We start from the raw sequence: 16,983 nt of genomic DNA on the forward strand, positions 1-16,983 counted from the left end.
CGTTCTGGGAGCTGGCCGACCTTGGGACCCGTCCTCACCACCGGCATCACCGTCTGGGCAGTCTTGCCGCTGAGGTTCACTCCCTCGCCCCGCTCCTGTGGACCCGGATGACCATCGGCTTGACGCTGCTGGCGCCCCTGCTCTCCCGATAGGGAGCCTTGGTCGAGCTCGCCCAGCCCGACGCCGGCGGCTACGGGTGCCCGCGCTTGCCCGAGCACGCGTGCGCATCGCACCTATCCGGGGGAGCGGCGAGACCAACACTTGCAAAGTGAGCCTCTCGGCAGGCCGGGCCCGCGCCTCCGCCCGGTGCCGCGCCTCCAGTTCGCCTCCGGAGGTCACCGCTGCCACAGTGCCCGATCTCTCTGCATGCCCGGAAATTGCCAGCCTGGTCAGCTGACCAGGGGTGATGTCTGAGGTCGAACACCCTCGCCGAGATCAAGTCAGCTGGCGGTAACCGCCGAGGCCATTCCTCGGTCCAGGCACCATTAGCCGTCTTTCTAAGATGGATGCGAAAAGCAGATGGAGGGACTGTTGACCATCGGGGCAGTCGAACGCCACGTCCAAGACGCGGACGAGGAGCACACGCCGCTAGACGGCGACGGCTTTCTCGACGTCGGCGCGGCCGCCAGCATCACGCCAGCCGGGGACCTGGCCGGACGTCCGGGAAGCTTTGTCCTGCTTGCGCCAGGCGGCGTCGGAAAGTCGGTCTTACTCGATGGTCTGCGGCGGCAGGAGGACGGCCTCGAGGTGGACCTCGTCGGGCTCCGGGGCGCCGATATCGGCCGAGCGATCGATGCGGCGATCGCGTGCGGGAAACCGATTTACCTCGATTCCCTGGACGAGGCCCTGCTGACCGAGCCGGCCCTTGTCCGGCTGGTAAACCGGGCGATGTCCGGTCCCGGTGCCGACGGGGTCAAGTGGCGGCTCGCGTGCCGCCCTTCGGCTTGGACCAGTGCATTTGTCGACGGCGCCAAGAACGTCAAGAGACTGCGCCTGCTGCCGATGACGCGTGACGCGGCCCGTCGCCTGCTCGCCACCCTCGATATCGACAAGGGCTTCTTGGATGCGCTGGCTGCGGCGGGCCGGAGCCGGTTGAGCGCCTCGCTGTTGCATTTCATCGCGGCGGCCCGGCAGTGGCAGGAGACGGGTCGTCTTCCGGGCCGGCGCGTGGATGCCCTGGAGTCGGAGGTTCAGCGGCTGCTGACCGAGCGGGAGGATCTTCGGCAGCCGTTGCGGACGGGCGCGGACGTGCGGCGCCGGACCGCCGGCCGGCTGGCTGTCTTCGCTGCGTTCGGTGGGGTCGGCCGGTTCGCGTTCCGCACCGGCGCGGGTCAGGCCGCCGTCGCGGTCGCCGAGTTACCGACTAGGCCGGAGCCCGACCGCCCCGACGTCACGGTTGCGGGCGAGGTCTACGCGGAGGTGCTGGGCAGCGCGTTGTTCGACACCGCGCCGCAGGACACCGTCGCCTTCCGGCACCAAGAGTACGTTGACTACCTCGCCGCTAGGTACGTGGTGGACCGGGCGCCCACGCGGTCCCAGGTCGCGGCCCTGCTCGGCCTGACCGACGGGGTGTTGCCGCGCTCGATGGTCGCGGTCGCGGCGTGGATTGTGGCACTGCGCCCGGAATTCGCCGACGTCGTAGCACCCGCTAACGCAGCGGCCTTGGTCGAGTCCGAAGTTGACCTGCCGCCGGCCGCACGGGCGGCGGTCGTGGACGCGCTGCTCGCGGACGCGCGGGAGCAGGAGGCGCCGCCGCGGTGGTCCCTGGACCTGTCGGTCGTCGTCCACCCCGACCTGGCACGGCAGCTCACCGACCGGCTGGCGGCCGGGGTCGACCAGCCTTCCGAGGCGTGGTGGATCTGTCGGCTCGCCCTGGCCGGACGAATCTCGGCGGTCGCCCCTGCGGCGCTGGCGATCGCGCTCGACGACCGGCTTCCGTCGTGGGTCCGACGGCCTGCGATCGCTGTGGTGACCGACCTAGGCTCAGCGCCCGAGCGGGCGGCTCTGCTCGACGGCCTGAAACTCACCCCGGACGCAGACCCAGACGACGAGCTGCGGGCCGGACTGCTTGACGGGCTCTACCCGCAGCACCTGACCACCACCCGGCTGCTGCCTTTCCTCACCCGGCCGCGGCGTGCCAATTTCATCGGCGCATATCGAAAATTTCTCTGGGAGTTCCCGGCCAGGATTCCGAACGCCGATCTGCCCGAGATTCTCGCATGGGCGCGTGCAAGCCGCGAGCCTCATGGATCCGCCGAGGCCCGTCGATGGACCAGCGATGTGCCGGTTCGGATCGCGCAGCGAGCCGTAGCCGCATCCGATGACCCCGCAGTGCTGGGACCCTTGGCCGAGCTCGTCATCGACCTGACCGGACACATCCGCGTCGACGCGGACTGGGCACTAGACACCGCCCAGCGTCGACATCTCACCCTCGCCGTCGCGGCGCGACTCGACGAACACCGATGGACCGTCCTACTTCAACTCGGTCTCGTCACCGCCGACGACATCGACTGGCTGACGGACGCAGTCAACGAGGAACGAGCCACCGGCCACGACGTCCTGGCTCGATGCCTTCAGCGGCTAATTGCCCCGCCTGCCCCAACAGAAGACGAGCAAGAACACGACGAGCAGGAAGCCGAGGACCGGCCCGACGCTACCGCACTCCGAGCGGCCATCTCGGCTGCCCGTCAAGACCTCGCCGCGTGGGCCGCCGTCCCGATGGCTCTGGTGCTGGGCAACAAGTTGGAGCCGTTGTTCTTCTGCGACCTCGGCGCTCGCCAGGGCTGGTCGCTGCTGACGAACGACGAGCAGCGAGAGGTCCTTGACCGGGGCCTCGAATACCTCGTTGAGCATCCACCCAACCCGGACCTGTGGTTGGGCAAAGCCGAGATCGGACTCGATGCCATCCGCGACTGGTCCGGGGTCTACCTGCTGACGACGCTAGCCCGCCATGCGCCGGAGCGCCTCGGCGACCTCCCGCAGACGACGTGGGCGAGGTGGGCGCCCGCCATCGCGAACGCCTGGGCCTTCGCCGACATCGACCTGCTCGGGGACCTTGTCGACCTCGCGCCCGCCGAGGCGAAGGCCGAAATCCGTACCGCGGTGCGAACTTCGCTCGACAGCCGCACCGAATGGCGGCGCACACCCCTCTACAAGTACTTCGCCCAGGACCTGGTGCCCGACCTGGCCGCCATCCTGCCGCAGCGCCGCTACCCCGACGACCAGAACGCCGACATTCTCGTCTTCATGATCGAGCATGACCCGCACGTGGCGGCTGTCGCGGCCCGGTCGGTGGCGAACGGAGACGACTCGCAGCTGTCCCGCGCCGCGAACCGGCACCTCGCCCACGTCGACACCCGCGGCACGATCGACCGTCTGTTGAGCGAGTCGACGCCGCCCGGCGGATTCCTGGAACTCGTTGAGAGTCTGCCGCTGGACACGGTCGACGACGACCGGCTGGCCGACCTGGCCCGCCTCCTGCTCGGTCGGCTGCCGTTCACCGACACACGGGAAGATGAGGGCTCGTTCGACAGCCCGGCGCAGCGGGAAGCCCGCATGTGCAACTCCGCAGTCGAAGTGCTGGCTATGCGCGGCCTCTCCACGGAACTCAAGGTGCTGGCCGACGGGCAGCCGCCGCAAGCACAGGCGCTCATCCAACACCATCTGCGTCAGGCCCGCCAGATCGCGGCCGACAATGCCCAGGCCCATCTCGACCCGACCGGCCTGCTCGACCTGCTCGGCCGCTCGGATCTACGGCTCATCCGCAACTCCGGCGACCTGATCCTCGCCCTGCTGAACCACCTCGACGACCTGCAGCATGAAATCTCGCGCAACAACGGCTTCCGCGACCTGTGGTCACCGAACGGCAAAAACCTCGGCAGCGAGGACGACATCACCGACTGGTTGCGACGCCGCCTGACCGACCAACTCGGCCGAAACCGCGTCCTCCTCACCCGGGAGCCTCAGGTCGAACGCATCGCGGTCAAGGGCTCCGGCACACGGATCGACCTGACCGCAGGAGCCCCGACCAACACAACACCCGTTGAAGTCGCCGAAGCGATCATCGAGGCGAAGCTGGTCAGCAACGACGAGGTGCCCACCGCACTACAAGATCAGCTCGTGCGGCGATACCTCGCAGCGACCAGCCAACGGCACGGCATCTACCTCGTGTACTGGCTTCCTCCCGAACAACGGACCTCCGGGTCGCGGAAGTATGCCGACAAGCAGAAGCTCCTCGACGACATGCGGCGCTGGGCCGCGGAGGTGGCGCCGCAGTTCGACGTGAGCGTCTACGTGCTCGACGTCAGTTGGCCGAAGCGCCAGTGATGGCGAGGCTCGACGGACGTGGAAGCTCTGACGGCCGCTGCTGGAGCACGTCAACGCACGACTGGGTGGCCTGACGGGGGTAGTGAGCGTCGCGGACGCGTTGCATGCACAGGTCGCTCACGCCCGCGCTGTGCCGCTGCCGGCAGGGACGAGTACGTGTCGCGGTCAAGGCCAACCAGCCGAGCTTTGTACGCCCAGGACTCAGGCGCAAATCATGCACTGGTTCCCCGGACGCCGTCGATTCCTCACTCGCGCATCGGGGTGATCAGCCGTCCGCTTGCAGGATCATCGTCTCCTTGACGATCTGACGGATCTGGGCGCTGCAGTCCGCCTGCATCTGCGCAGCCAACTGGTCCCGCAGAGCGGCGTCGTACTGCCCGATCCGGCCAAGCGCATTCGCCAACTGCCTACGTACCTCGGAGGAGGCGTCAGCCGCGAGGTCTGCACCGAGATTGCGGTTCACCGGATTACGCGACCAGAGGACGGCCGCCATCTGCCGCGCTGCCGGGCTCTCGTGCCTCGCGAGGACACGGATCGCGTCGGTGCCGCCAGGATCGATGTCGATGAAGTGGCGCAGACCCTGGACGCCGTTCCGTTTCGCTAGGCGACTGAGAGCCAAGGCGTGGACGCGTTGGACCTGGTCCTGCCTGACAGCCAACTGTCCTACCGCCCCAAACACGGCATCCTCAAGTCGACCACGGAAGATGCCCAGGTCCAGATCGCCGGGGGCCAGCCCGCCGATCAACAGCCACGCCTTGTCGGAAACCTCCTGCCGCTTGCCTTCGTCAAGTGCAGGAGCAAGATCTGTCACCGCAATCATGGCCGCCGCGCGGTGGTCTTCTGCGGTGAAACCGTCCGAAGCGATCTCGATGAGCTTGTCGGCGAGCCTGTCCCGGTCCTCCACTGACAGGGCATGACCGAAGTAGCCGCTGGATTCGTGCGTCGTCCCACCGGACTCATCGGTCGTGACGCGAGGGCCGGTAGGAGCCTGATGCACCTCCTCGACGGCGCGCACCGCCTGCTCGTTCACAGCGGGGTGAGATATCTGCATCCGAGCCAGGAGCTCAACGGCGCCAGCCCGAACAGTTTGATTGGGGTCGCTGGCCTGAACCTCCAAGACGTCTCTCAACCGGTGCAGGGCGGGCCCGGCTTCCCACAGGAGCGCGGTATGGCCCGGTTCTGGCATGTCCCGAATGGCGGCGGTGAGCGCCTGCGCGGGCGCAGGGTGCCCAGGGTTCGCCCGCAGCATCCTGGCAATGGCTTTGATCGCTCGACGCATTGACAGCTGGGACACCAGATGGTTGAGGTACGGGGTGAGCGCGTCCGTCACCTCCGCGATGTTGTCACCTCGAAGCGCGAAAGCCAGGTTGGACAGGGCACCGATGGCGGTCTCGCGAATGCCGTTGTCGGTCCAACCGGAGGCGGGCGCGACCTCAAGCCGGGTGAGTATCCACGGTACATACGAGCCGGACCTGTCCGCAGGCACGATATCGGCGACGACACTGAACGCTGCCAGCGCTGCCCTGATCGCCCATGGGGCCAGCGGCGGATCATTCAGGCAGCCCGCCGCGTCTGCACCGAGTTCCCTGGCTGCCGCGATCGCCATCTCGACCTCGCCGGCTGCTACGGCGTGGCGCAGCGCCTCAGCGAATTCGGAGGTGGTCATGTGGAAGTCGGCCAGGTTGGTGTGCGCCTCCTGCTCGCCCGCCAGGTCACCTCGCACCCATGATTCGAGCAGTTGCTGACGAAGGGCGTGGCGAACGACTCTGGCCCCCGGGCGAAAGCGGCGGATCGGATGCTGGAAGGCGCGCAACTGCTGCAGTGCGTTCGTCTCGGTTCGGGAGCCCGCGAAGAGCGCCCGGCCTTCGCGGGCGACGGCCCTTGCGCGCTGCCCGTACTCCATGACCTCGAAGGTGAGTCCGTTGCCGAAGCTGGCGTGCAGCCCCCGCAATGCCCACAGGTAGTCCTGAACGTCTTCTCCGAGCTGGGCGAGACCGGCGCCTTTGACCGCCTCAAGCCATTGAGCGTTGGCCTCGTTCGGTTTGCTCAGCCACATCAGCCATCGCGCGTACCGGGCGTGCACGACCGCGCTCAACTGCGGGGTAATGGTTCCTGATCGCGCTTCCGTTACAAGGTCGTCGTACTGGCCGGTCACATCCGCCACCGCGAGGCGCAGCCGCACGCGGTCCTCCGCCTCGACCGCGTCGGCCGCGGGCAGCAAGCGTGGCAGAACCTGTTGAGCCATCCGTACGACCCGTCCCAGCACCATGGTGTCGGCGTTGATGAGCGCGATCTCTGCCAGCCTCCGCAGTGCGGCGACTGCTGCGCTAGTCGGGCCCCCGTCGGACATGACGAGCAGTTCGGTGGCCTCTGCTGCCCTCGTCAGCACCTCGCCCGGCTCGTCGAGGGCGGCGTCGAGGGCCAAGAGGGCTATGGATCGCTGAATACGTGGATCGGTCACTGCCCATATCGGTGACGGGCTGGACGGTGCGCTGGCGGCGTGGCGAGCGAAAGGTGCCCGAAGCTGCCCTGCCGTCAGGACGGAGCGGGCCGACAGCATTAGGTTGAGGTCCGGGGATGATGAGGACGCGTGGCCAGAGTCAATGTGGTGCTCCAGCGACACCAAGCACTCTTCGTATACGGCTTCCACGTCGCCGGCGGCAAGCAGGAGTGAGCGAGCCTCCGTAAGGTACTGCGCGGCGTGTGGTGCGAAGCCCTTCGCCGCCAACCGCTGGGCGATATCCCTCAACATGGCGGCGGCCTCGCGCGGACTCGTGTTCCTCAGGCGTTCGGCGGCGTTGACTCGCTGCGTCAGGTACATGCCCTCCAGAGGCCCGCGAAGGAATGCGTCCGTGTCCTGGGCCGCGGTCAGCGTCGGAGCGTGAGGGTGGGCGCCGTACACGGCCGCGACGACGTGTTCGCCAAACCATCGCAGAGTAACGTCCCGGTGCTGAATCAGATCACTGGTGAACTTGCGTCGGTCCCGCAGTGAAATTGTGCGGCCTGGGTAGGCGGCGCGAAGGGCCGCCAACTCTTTATCCACGGCGACGTCGTTCACGTCGCCGGCCCAGCACAACTCGAAGTGGCACGCGTCGAACGGCGGCTCGTCCTGATCAAAGTAGTCCCGAACGGCTTTGCGTAGCTTGGCGGCCGTAAGTCTCTCGTCGCGGCATCGCATTTGATAAACAGCGCGGGTGCCATCGTGGCGAGTGCCGTACACGTCGATCCCATCCTGGGTGTCCCCCGAGCCGCCATAGATCCGGGCGTCGCGGAGCGCGTCCAGCCGTTCGACGGCCTCCAGCCCGAATCCCTCGAACCCGGTCCCCCCGCGGTCCAGTAACGGCAGATACCTGCCGTTGACGCCGGTGGGCGGCAGCGGAAAAGACGCTGGCGGACGGACGATCTGTTCGCGCGCGATCTCACGTCCCGGGGCACCCGGGACAGCATCGCTACGGTGCGCGGCCACCTGCACACTCTAGGGTCGCTCGCGGTGGAACCGATCCCTGGCCCGCCCGGTGCGAGTCAAGCAGCCTGATGCGTGGCCCGAACGCACCCGCGTCACCAACGCGACCGCCCGGCATGCGGCACGACAGTTCCTGACCAGCGGCGGGCAACGACCCCACGCGCTGGCCTGGGAAACCGCCGAATAGCTCCGAGCGTGGACGGCTCACAGGGCAGCTGCCGCGACCAGGGTAGGGCGTCAGTCGAGGGGCCCCTGCCGCGTGCGGTGCCCCCCGGAGCCGCCTCACCCGGAGCACCGCACGCGGCTACCCGCTCCTTACTCGGTCGTCGGTGACACGGCGCCGCTCGCCTGCGACCACCGGTCGGCGTGGTCCGCTAGGCGGGCCAGCGGATGAGGTTGGCCGGTCATAGCCGACAGCGCGTTGGCCACGTCGTGCAAGTCAGCTTTGATGTAGGTGGTGGTGGAGGATCCGGGGCTGTCGGTATGGCCGGCGTAGGCGCGGGCGATGCCGTAGCCGAAGTGGCGTTCCACCCAGGTGAGCGTGGTGTGGCGTAGCCAGTGTGTGGATACGCCGTGCACGGCGACCCACGGCAGGCGCTCGCCGAGGCGTTTCCACAGGTGGTCGTAGCGGCGGCTCGTGATCGGTTGGCCGGCACGGTTGCGCAGCAGTGGGTCGGTGAGCAGGACCGCGCCGCGGGCGCGGGCGTGCTCGTACAGGTGTTCGGCGAGGTCGAGGGTGATCGGTTGCCACCGGATGGTGGCGCCTTTCTCGGTCAGGCGGACGAGTCCGTTGATGGTGTCCAGGTCGACCAGGCGCAGGGCCAGTGCGCCGCCGCGGCGGCAGGCGGTTTCGGTGTGCAGGCGCAGGACCAGTGCGTCGAGGATGACGTCATTGCCGCTGGTACGAGCCTCGATATTGATTTCTTGCAGCTCGTGTGGGGTCAGGGCGCGGCGGGTGCTGGGCAGACGGCGGGGTTTCGCGACCCGGTGGGCGGGACTGGCGGAGGCGTCGATCAGGCCAACGGCGATGGCCCGAGCGTAGAAGGCGCGGGCGGCGGCGACGACGTGCTCGCCGGCGTGCCTGCCGTTGCGGCTGTTGCGCCGCGACACCGCGCTGGTCATCATCAGTTGTTTCAAGGCCTCGATGTCGCTGGCGGCGACGCCGTCCAACGGTCGGTCGGGCCAGGTAGCGGCCATTCGTTCCCAGTAGGTGCCGTACGTGCGGCGCGCTCCAGGCCCGGCTGCGGCGACAACGCGCGGCAGGTACTCCGCGACCGTGGGCAGGGCGACCCGGGCGCCGGGGTGGGCTTGGAGGTCGGCCACGGTGACGCCCAGGTGGGCCAGGACCTGGTGTGCGGCGGCGATAGCGGAAGGGTCAGCGGTCATTGTCGCCTCCTGCCAGCTGGCAGTACAGGTTGCTGAGGCGGCGGGCGACGGTGCTGACGGGATGCACGACGAGCAGGTCATGCGTGATGAAGGCGGCCAGGAGTACAGGCTGGCCGGGCTCGATCCTGCACATCTGCCGGGCACTCGCCGGCAAGGGTAGTTCGCCTCGGCTGCCCACCCGGTAACGGTCGTCCTGCGCGGAGGTGATGACGAGCATGCCTTGGCACATCTGGATGTCGAGGCAATGGCCCGGCGCCCAGCCCGTCTCGTCCAGGAGATGCTGAGCGGTTACCCGGTCGCAGCGAGCGGGGAGAGCCATCCACAGCAGCAGCCCCGAGGCGTCGGTGATTGCCGGCGGACAAACGCAGGCGGGTAGCGCTGGCATCGGCATCGGGACGGGGCTTGGGCTCGCGGGCAGGGCCTCAGGGACAAGCGGACGGATGAGTTGCTCGGTTACTCGGGTAAGGCGTGTCATGACAGGACAACCGCGTGACTACCCGACCCGCTGGTGGCTTTGCACAAGTTGATCCTTGGCCTACATTCCCCCGTTCGGGAAGCCGAGCTTTGCCGGCGATGTGGGCGAGGGACGCGGCGATGGCCTCGGGGTCGTTGCCCTCGACGGTCATACCCTTGCCCTCGCGTACCTGCCGGTCCTCCAGCTCCGCAACGATGCCGTAGGTCCGCCGGAATACCAGCTCGTATCGACCAAGGTGTGGTTCCAGGTCGGTGTATCGCAGTCCGGTCAGAAGGAACCGGTGCACCACGGCGTTACGGTGCTCGTACAGCTCGACGACCCCTGCCTTCAGCTTCGCGTCGATGAGACCACGCCGCAGGGGCTTCGTCGTAGATCGCCTTCTCGGTGAACCGTGCCCCGCCGGGCACCTGCTGCACGTACCTGTCGAGATCGTCCGGGTCACCGGTGAGCTGCTTGTCGAGGGTGATCGCGGTTCGCAAGAGGCCGTCGATCAGCGAGACGTAGAGGACCTTGCCTTCGATCAGCCTGCCACTCTGGTGGGCCCAATCGAGCAGGTGCCGTGCGGCGGCGAACGAGGCGATGAAGGCGGCCATGCCGGGCTTCGGCTGCGTGCTCATCCGGCCACCCAATGGATGGGGCAGCGCGGACGGTCAGTGACAGCTGCGGCGACCGGCATGCGGGGCCGCCACCTGCTCCTCCTGACCGCCCGTGAACCGCAGCGCCGCCACCGCACCATCGCCGACGCGCTTCAGGCCAACCAATTCGACGCCGCGCTCGACATTGACACCTACGTCGTTGAGGTACTGACTGACCGGGCACCACAGGATCACAGCCGACCAGATCACTCACGGTGACGGGCATCACGCCCTACCCGTGACGGTGCCCGGCCGAATCCCGTCAGACCCCTCGGCTTGTAGACGGCCAACACCGTCGCCGCGAGCAAAATGACTAGGCCGCCGGTCGCATGCACGACCAGCGAAACGACTGCCTCACGCCACTGCTCCCCGCTCGCTACAGGCGCGGAGGCCATCCCTCCGTCGGCAAGCGCAGCAATCGGCTCTAGCTGGAGCAGCAGCACCACCGTAGCCACCGCAACCAACGCCAACTTGATCAGCACCCACCAGTGACGCACCAACCCCCAGGGCGACGCCAGCGATGACACCACACCACTGAGCAGCGACGCGACTGCGAGAGGAACGATGGCGAACCGGACTGACAAGTCCATTGCTATATATCCGGCCGCCGTCACCATCGCGTCGTCAGTGCGCAGCGCCGCCAAAGCCAAGACCAGGAAGACGACGACCGCGCCAAGCCACCCCAACGAGGCAACCACGTGCGCGGTCAACGCCGCCTTACGCCAGCGTTGCCGCAACACCGCTTACCGCCCGCCGGGCAGGTGCCGGCCAGGACCATGCTCACCGGCCACGCCACTCACCTGGATGACGACGAACACGACCAGCAGGGCCGCTACAACCAGGCCGATGACCTTCACCCACCGCGGCACACCCGTCGGAGTCCCCGGTCCGCCTGCTTGACCCGCCATCTGATTCTCCCAACCGATCCCAGCAACGACCGTCCAAGTTTTACGAGACACTGTGTCTCTGTCAAGTCAAAGTGTTTGCGCCGTGGCGGCGTGTATCATATGAGGGTGCCGAGGCTGTGGAATGACACGATTGAGGCGCACCGAGCGGCGGTGCGCGACGCCGTTCTTGACGCCGCAGCAACCCTCGTCTCCAGTCACGGGCTGACCGGCGTGACCATGTCCCGGATCGCCGAACTCACTGGCATCGGCCGCGCCACCCTTTACAAGTACTTCCCGGACGTCGAAGCGATCTTGCTTGCCTGGCACGAGCGCCAACTCGCCCAGCACCTAGATCACCTCAGCGCCATCCGCGACCGAGCCGAGACCCCGTCGACGCGGTTGCGCGCCGTGCTCGTCGCCTACGCGCGGCTCTCACAGCACCGCCACGGTGGTGACCTCGCTGCCGCACTGCATCAAAGCGACCACACCACCGAGGCCCACGCGCGACTGCACACGCTTGTGCGGGAGCTGATCACAGACGCTGCCGAAGTCGGTCAGGCTCGTGTCGACGTTCCGGCCGATGAACTGGTGGCCTTCTGCCTGCACGCCCTGACCGCCGCGAGCACGGTGGCCTCGGACGACGGGCTCCAGCGCCTGGTCACTCTCACCCTCACCGCGCTCAAGCCCGCTGCCGCAGAGTGACGTCCGAACCATCCGCCCAGAACCGGCTCAGCCGACACCGCTCTCGTGTTGTCGAACGGCAGTGGAGACGCGGCCCCCACGAGGATCAGCTTGCGGGCGTCAGAGTCGGCGGGCCATGCCGACCGACTCTGGCGCGGTCTCCGCGAAGCCGTACTGCGCGTAGAGGTGGCGCGCGGCACCGTCCGCGATGAGTGAGATGTAGGCGGTGCTAGGCGCGCGATCCAGGAGTCGCTTCATCAGGGCAGCCATGATCCTTTTGCCGACTCCTCGGCCCTGATGCTCGGGCAACACGCACATGTCAATGATCTGGAAGGCGGTGCCGCCGTCACCGATGACGCGACCCATGCCTATCGGTTGGTCACCCTGGTAGGCGACGACGGCGTGCCATGTGCCGTCCAGACCCGCAGCCGCTGCTGCGGCTGACTTGGCGCTCAGACCGGCGGCGACCCGCAGGTGTCGGTAGACCTCGACCGATGGCGTCTCTGCTCGTAGTACGTATGTCATGACCGTGAGGGGTCCCTTCGCGTGCGGCCTGCGCACCGCTACACGTTGGTGGCGTGGAAGCGGCGCAGGCGGAGGCTGTTAGCGACCACGAACACCGAGGAGAACGCCATCGCTGCGCCGGCGATCATCGGATTGAGCATTCCCGCCGCAGCCAGCGGCAGGGCAGCCAGGTTGTAGGCGAAGGCCCAGAACAGGTTGCTTTTGATGATCCTCAGGGTTTGCCGGGACAGCCGGATGGCGTCCACGGCGGCGGTCAGGTCGCCGCGGACGAGTGTCAAGTCCGAGGCCTCGATGGCCACGTCGGTGCCGGTACCCATGGCTAGGCCGAGGTCGGCTTGAGCGAGCGCGGCGGCGTCGTTGATCCCATCGCCGACCATGGCCACGACCTTTCCGTCGGCCTGCAGGCGCTTGACCACGTCGACCTTGTCGGCGGGCAGCACCTCGGCGATCACCTGGTCGATGCCGACCTCGGCGGCGACGGCGTTCGCGACTGTGGTGTTGTCGCCGGTGAGCAGCACCGGGTTCAGGCCCAGCGCCCGCAGCTGGTCGACTGCGGTTCGGCTGGTCGGTTTGACCACGTCGGCTACGGCGAGGACGCCGCGGGCCTGTCCGTCCCAGCCGGCCAGCACGGCTGTCCGGCCGGCGGTTTCGGCCTCGCTGGCCGCTCGCTCGACCTCGGCGGATACTTGCAGGCCACGTTCGCGCAGCAGGCGGAGCCGGCCGACTATGAGGTCGCGGCCCTCGACGGTGCCGGTGACGCCGAGCCCTTCGACGTTGGCGAAGTCCTTGACCGTCGGTAGCGTCCCGGCGGCGGCGGCGCCGGTAGCGATCGCTTGGGCGATCGGGTGTTCGCTGGCGGCCTCCAGCGCTCCGGCGCGCCGAAGCAGGTCATCGGCGTCCTCGCCGTCGGCTGGCAGCACGTCGACCAGCGTCATCTTTCCGGTGGTCACGGTGCCGGTCTTGTCCAGCACGACCGTGTCGACCCGCCGGGTGGACTCGAGCACCTCGGGTCCCTTGATGAGGATGCCGAGCTGGGCGCCGCGGCCGGTGCCGACCAGCAGCGCTGTGGGGGTAGCCAGCCCGAGGGCGCAGGGGCAGGCGATGATCAGTACGGCGACCGTGGCGGTGAACGCGGCCGCCAAGCCGCTGCCGTTGCCGACCCAGAAGCCGAGCGTGCCGACCGCGAGGGCGATCACGATGGGGACGAAGACGCCGGAGATCCGGTCGGCCAGCCGCTGCACCGCGGCCTTACCGGTCTGCGCCTGCTCGACGAGCTTCGCCATCTGGGCGAGCTGCGTGTCTGCCCCGATGCGTGTGGCAGTGACGACGAGCCGACCGCCTGCGTTGACGGTGGCGCCGACCACGGCGTCGCCTGGGCTGATCTCGACCGGGACGGACTCGCCGGTCAGCATGCTGACGTCGACCGCCGAGGTGCCCTCGTCGACCACCCCGTCGGTGGCGATCTTCTCCCCGGGCCGGACCACGAATCGGTCCCCGACCGCGAGCTGGTCGATAGGGATGCGAGTTTCGGCGCCGTCCCGAAGGACGGCGACGTCCTTCACGCCGAGTTCCAGCAGGGCGCGTAGAGCCGCTCCAGCGGTGCGCTTGGAGCGGGCCTCGAAGTACCGGCCGGTGAGGAGGAATGTCGTGACGCCGGCGGCGGCCTCCAGGTAGATGTTGCCTGCGCCGTCGGAACGGGTGATGTCGAAGCTGAACGGATGGGTCATGCCCGGCATGCCTGCGTCGCCGAGGAACAGCGCCCACAGCGACCAGCCGAACGCGGCGAGGGTGCCCAGCGAGATCAGCGTGTCCATGGTCGCGGCGCCGTGCCGCAGGTTGATCAAAGCGGCACGGTGGAACGGCAGACCACCCCAGACCACGACCGGGGCGGCGAGGGTCAGCGACAGCCATTGCCAGTACTCGAACTGCAGGGCTGGCACCATCGCCAACAGGACCACCGGCACACTCAACGCCACCGAGACCCACAGCCGGGTTCGCAGGCCGCGCAGTTCATCGACTGGCTCTGACGGCTCGGCCGTCGCGGCGGAGGCTGGCGGGGGCGGCAGGGCGGCGGTGTAGCCGGTCTTCTCCACGGTGGCGATCAAGTCGTCTGGGGTGACCTCGTCGGCGTACCGGACGGTGGCCTTCTCGGTGGCGTAGTTGACCGTGGCGGACACGCCGTCCATTCGGTTGAGCTTCTTCTCGATCCGGGCGGCGCAGGAGGCGCAGGTCATCCCCCCGATGGCCAGGTCGATCTGGTTCGGGGCGAGCTGCAGGGGTTTCGCAGTGGACGTCATCGCAACCTCCGGTCAGTTGTGGCCGTGGCCGGGTTCGCCGTGCCCATCGGTGGCGGCTGGGGTCGGGCTGTTCGGGGTCGACGGCGTCGCCGGGCCGGGCTCGGCGGAGGTGCCGGCGACAAGGGTGAATTCGACGGTCCGTACGGTTCCAGCGTGCTGGAAGTCGAGGTAGAGGCGGTACGTGCCGGCCGAGGGAACCTCGGCGTAGAAGGTGACCTGCGGGCCGGGCTGGGTGCGCCCGTCACCGGGTTCTCCGTCGGGGTGCACGTGCAGGTAGGCCAGATCGCCCTGGCGCAGGGCGACCAGGTGGCCGTACGCGCCGAGGTAGGGCTGCAGGTCGGTGACCGGTGCGCCGTTCCGGTTGATGGTCAGGGTCAGCTTCGCGGTCTTGCCCGGCAGTAGGTCACCGTCGAGGGCGACGGTGTATCCGTCGACGGTGGTGGTGCGTGCGGGTGTGGGTACCGGACGTGGGGTGAACGCGCCGGGTAGGGCGACGTCTACGCCGAGGGTGAGTGGCTGGCCACCGGTGGGGGTGAAGTCGGCGAAGGCGCGCCAACTTCCGGGGCCCCCGAAGGGTGAGGCCACCTGCCAGGTGCCGTCGGGGGCCATGTCGGGGTGCACGTGCCGGAAGCCGGACAGGTCCCGGCGGGTGACGATGAGGTGCATCCGCTTGTCGTGCGCTTCGTCGAAGGCGGTGACGGTCCGACCGCCCGGACCGGTGATCCGGAAGGCGAACTCACCGCTTGGGGCGGGAACCGGGGTCAGGGTGTAGCCGCGGTCGGAGACCAGCAGGCCACCGGGGATTTGCACCGCGGTTTCGGTCCCAGCCTGGTCATGGCCCGCGCTGCCGTGCTCGGCGGTGGTGTCGTGGCGGGTTTCGGCGGCCGGGGCGACGGGGTCGGCCAGCTGGCCGACCCCGTACGCCGCGCCGAACACCGCCGCGAGGCCGAGCGCGAAACCGCTCAACTTCGTCGCCGTGTTCATGACTGGCACCTCGGGTCCTCTCGGTTGGGGACTGTCAGGCGTTAACGAGGTCGTAGCCGGCCTCGTCGACCGCGGCCCGGACGGCCGCTGGATCCAGGGGCGCCTCGCTGGCGACGGTGACCTGCCCGGAGGCGAGGTCGACCTGGACGTCGCGGACGCCGGCGATGGCGCTGATCTCGGTGCTGACCGAGTTGACGCAGTGCCCGCAGGTCATGCCGTTTACCTGGTACGTAGCGGTGGTCATCAGACGCTCCTCTCGAAAGCCCTCACAGGATACCCCCTGGGGGTAGTGGCCGACTCACGGTTCGACTTGGGGCGCCGACCGCCGCGATACCTAGAGGGGGTATGGCTCTCTAGGTACCGTAGCATACCCCCGAGGGGTAAGGTATCCTGGGTTCCATGACCACACCCACTCCGATCCGCGGATACACCGCCAGCAAGGACCAGCTGCTCGCGCGGCTCCGCCGCGTCGAGGGGCAGGTCCGGGGCATCGAGAAGATGGTCGACGACGACCGTTACTGCATCGACGTGCTCACCCAGATCTCCGCGATCCAGGCCGCCCTCGACAAGGTGGCCCTTGGACTGCTCGACGGGCACGCCCGGCACTGCATGCACGAGGGCGCCGCCGACGGCCGTGCCGACGAGATGGCCACCGAGATGATGGCCGCCGTTGGCCGGCTCATGAAGCGGGGCTGATCTCTAGCGTTCGGTAACCCCCAGCTCTCGGATCGGCGTGACAAGCCAGCCAATAGCTCCGCCATTCCGTCGGCTGAGGCAGCCGGCGCAATTGCACCAGCACGCTGCCCCCGGGCACGGCCCAAACGACGAGATGCCAGCCGACGATGCAGTGGCTGGCATTGCTGCTCGCGAGGAACAGTGGGCGGCCGGCTGCCCCGCCGGCCGCCCACTGTCGCGAGATGCACCAGATCGCGTCTCTTGTCAGGCCTCGTCACGCCCCGACCGCATTCGTTGCCGTCACGGTGGCTTCCAGGTCGTCATGATGATCTCCGCTCGATGGGTGTGACTCTGACATGTCGGGTCCGCACCACTCGGCTCAGCGGACCTGCGCGGTCTCGGCTTCGGCGACAGGCTGGGGACCAGCAGCGCGGGTCCGCAGGGTGACCGCCGCGACAATGGCTCCGACGAGGGCGATGACACCGGCGCCGGCGAAGGCGGCCGAGTACCCGTCGGTGAGAGCCGACAGTTCACCCACCCGGTCCGCGCCGTAGGACGCGGCGACCGCCGTCATCGCGGCCAGACCGAGAGCCGAGCCGACCTGGTAACTGGTGTTGACGATCCCTGAGAGCGTGTTTGAGAGGGACTT

At 68.3% G+C, this 16,983-nt stretch carries 15 protein-coding genes and 1 pseudogene; 4 read left to right on the forward strand and 12 right to left on the reverse strand.

The window, feature by feature from the left end; genetic code table 11:
- Positions 1-519 precede the first annotated feature (519 nt).
- Positions 520-4,326, forward strand: a complete 3,807-nt coding sequence (locus tag MED01_RS27390; protein WP_238671402.1) for a DUF8371 domain-containing protein — start codon at positions 520-522, stop codon at positions 4,324-4,326.
- Positions 4,327-4,591: 265 nt separating this feature from the next.
- Here the strand turns inward: MED01_RS27390 and MED01_RS27395 are convergent, their stop codons facing one another.
- Positions 4,592-7,792: a hypothetical protein gene (locus MED01_RS27395; protein WP_238671403.1), complete on the reverse strand. Its 3,201-nt coding sequence runs from the start codon at positions 7,790-7,792 to the stop codon at positions 4,592-4,594.
- Positions 7,793-7,841: 49 nt separating this feature from the next.
- On the opposite strand from MED01_RS27395, the gene MED01_RS36380 reads away from it, so the two are divergent.
- Complete coding sequence (locus MED01_RS36380; protein WP_372493731.1) at positions 7,842-7,976, forward strand: Imm1 family immunity protein; 135 nt, start codon at positions 7,842-7,844, stop codon at positions 7,974-7,976.
- A 128-nt stretch (positions 7,977-8,104) separates the two neighbouring features.
- Here MED01_RS36380 and MED01_RS27400 read toward each other — a convergent pair whose 3' ends face one another.
- The 6 genes from MED01_RS27400 to MED01_RS27425 form a co-directional block, all read right to left on the reverse strand.
- On the reverse strand, positions 8,105-9,175 hold the full coding sequence (locus MED01_RS27400; RefSeq protein WP_238671404.1) for a tyrosine-type recombinase/integrase: 1,071 nt from the start codon (positions 9,173-9,175) through the stop codon (positions 8,105-8,107).
- Positions 9,165-9,566: a hypothetical protein gene (locus MED01_RS27405; RefSeq protein WP_238671405.1), complete on the reverse strand. Its 402-nt coding sequence runs from the start codon at positions 9,564-9,566 to the stop codon at positions 9,165-9,167. The genes MED01_RS27400 and MED01_RS27405 overlap by 11 nt, the downstream gene beginning before the upstream one ends.
- Positions 9,567-9,943: 377 nt before the next feature.
- Complete coding sequence (locus MED01_RS27410; protein ID WP_238671406.1) at positions 9,944-10,267, reverse strand: hypothetical protein; 324 nt, start codon at positions 10,265-10,267, stop codon at positions 9,944-9,946.
- A 33-nt stretch (positions 10,268-10,300) separates the two neighbouring features.
- Positions 10,301-10,495, reverse strand: coding sequence for a hypothetical protein (locus MED01_RS27415; protein WP_238671407.1), 195 nt, complete (start codon positions 10,493-10,495; stop codon positions 10,301-10,303).
- Positions 10,492-10,995 carry a DUF2269 domain-containing protein gene (locus MED01_RS27420; RefSeq protein ID WP_238671408.1) on the reverse strand — a complete coding sequence of 168 codons (504 nt, stop codon included), beginning with the start codon at positions 10,993-10,995 and terminating at the stop codon, positions 10,492-10,494. The genes MED01_RS27415 and MED01_RS27420 overlap by 4 nt, the downstream gene beginning before the upstream one ends.
- A 33-nt stretch (positions 10,996-11,028) precedes the next feature.
- Complete coding sequence (locus MED01_RS27425) at positions 11,029-11,193, reverse strand: hypothetical protein (RefSeq protein ID WP_238671409.1); 165 nt, start codon at positions 11,191-11,193, stop codon at positions 11,029-11,031.
- Positions 11,194-11,298: 105 nt separating this feature from the next.
- Between MED01_RS27425 and MED01_RS27430 the strand changes: the two genes are divergently transcribed.
- On the forward strand, positions 11,299-11,874 hold the full coding sequence (locus tag MED01_RS27430) for a TetR/AcrR family transcriptional regulator (RefSeq protein ID WP_238671410.1): 576 nt from the start codon (positions 11,299-11,301) through the stop codon (positions 11,872-11,874).
- Between the two features lie 99 nt (positions 11,875-11,973).
- On the opposite strand, the gene MED01_RS27435 is transcribed toward MED01_RS27430, so the two are convergent.
- The 4 genes from MED01_RS27435 to MED01_RS27450 are packed head-to-tail and all read right to left on the reverse strand — an operon-like array spanning position 11,974 to position 15,903.
- Positions 11,974-12,378: a GNAT family N-acetyltransferase gene (locus tag MED01_RS27435; protein ID WP_238671411.1), complete on the reverse strand. Its 405-nt coding sequence runs from the start codon at positions 12,376-12,378 to the stop codon at positions 11,974-11,976.
- Between the two features lie 38 nt (positions 12,379-12,416).
- A complete protein-coding gene (locus tag MED01_RS27440) occupies positions 12,417-14,675 on the reverse strand; it encodes a heavy metal translocating P-type ATPase (protein WP_238671412.1) in 2,259 nt (752 codons plus the stop codon).
- A 12-nt stretch (positions 14,676-14,687) separates the two neighbouring features.
- Complete coding sequence (locus MED01_RS27445; RefSeq protein WP_238671413.1) at positions 14,688-15,659, reverse strand: DUF8832 domain-containing protein; 972 nt, start codon at positions 15,657-15,659, stop codon at positions 14,688-14,690.
- 34 nt (positions 15,660-15,693) lie between these two features.
- Positions 15,694-15,903 (reverse strand): heavy-metal-associated domain-containing protein, encoded by a 210-nt coding sequence (locus MED01_RS27450; RefSeq protein WP_238671414.1) that lies wholly within the window; start codon positions 15,901-15,903, stop codon positions 15,694-15,696.
- Positions 15,904-16,058: 155 nt separating this feature from the next.
- Here MED01_RS27450 and MED01_RS27455 point away from each other — a divergent pair, with 155 nt between their 5' ends.
- Entirely contained in the window at positions 16,059-16,355 is a 297-nt protein-coding gene (locus MED01_RS27455; protein ID WP_238671415.1) for a metal-sensitive transcriptional regulator, read from the forward strand.
- Positions 16,356-16,713: 358 nt separating this feature from the next.
- Here the strand turns inward: MED01_RS27455 and MED01_RS27460 are convergent.
- Positions 16,714-16,983, reverse strand: a pseudogene (locus tag MED01_RS27460) (hypothetical protein); the annotation flags it as partial.

This window comes from Micromonospora alfalfae (genome assembly GCF_022230925.1).
Lineage (GTDB): Bacteria > Actinomycetota > Actinomycetes > Mycobacteriales > Micromonosporaceae > Micromonospora > Micromonospora alfalfae.

Excerpts from the sequence above, each read along its gene's own strand:
- MED01_RS27390 (WP_238671402.1), top strand. The coding sequence starts at position 520 with ATGGAGGGACTGTTGACCATCGGGGCAGTCGAACGCCACGTCCAAGAC.
- MED01_RS27400 (WP_238671404.1), bottom strand. The coding sequence starts at position 9,175 with ATGACCGCTGACCCTTCCGCTATCGCCGCCGCACACCAGGTCCTGGCC.
- MED01_RS27405 (WP_238671405.1), bottom strand. The coding sequence starts at position 9,566 with ATGCCGATGCCAGCGCTACCCGCCTGCGTTTGTCCGCCGGCAATCACC.
- MED01_RS27410 (WP_238671406.1), bottom strand. The coding sequence starts at position 10,267 with ATGAGCACGCAGCCGAAGCCCGGCATGGCCGCCTTCATCGCCTCGTTC.
- MED01_RS27425 (WP_238671409.1), bottom strand. The coding sequence starts at position 11,193 with ATGGCGGGTCAAGCAGGCGGACCGGGGACTCCGACGGGTGTGCCGCGG.
- MED01_RS27435 (WP_238671411.1), bottom strand. The coding sequence starts at position 12,378 with ATGACATACGTACTACGAGCAGAGACGCCATCGGTCGAGGTCTACCGA.
- MED01_RS27440 (WP_238671412.1), bottom strand. The coding sequence starts at position 14,675 with ATGACGTCCACTGCGAAACCCCTGCAGCTCGCCCCGAACCAGATCGAC.
- MED01_RS27445 (WP_238671413.1), bottom strand. The coding sequence starts at position 15,659 with ATGAACACGGCGACGAAGTTGAGCGGTTTCGCGCTCGGCCTCGCGGCG.
- MED01_RS27450 (WP_238671414.1), bottom strand. The coding sequence starts at position 15,903 with ATGACCACCGCTACGTACCAGGTAAACGGCATGACCTGCGGGCACTGC.
- MED01_RS27455 (WP_238671415.1), top strand. The coding sequence starts at position 16,059 with ATGACCACACCCACTCCGATCCGCGGATACACCGCCAGCAAGGACCAG.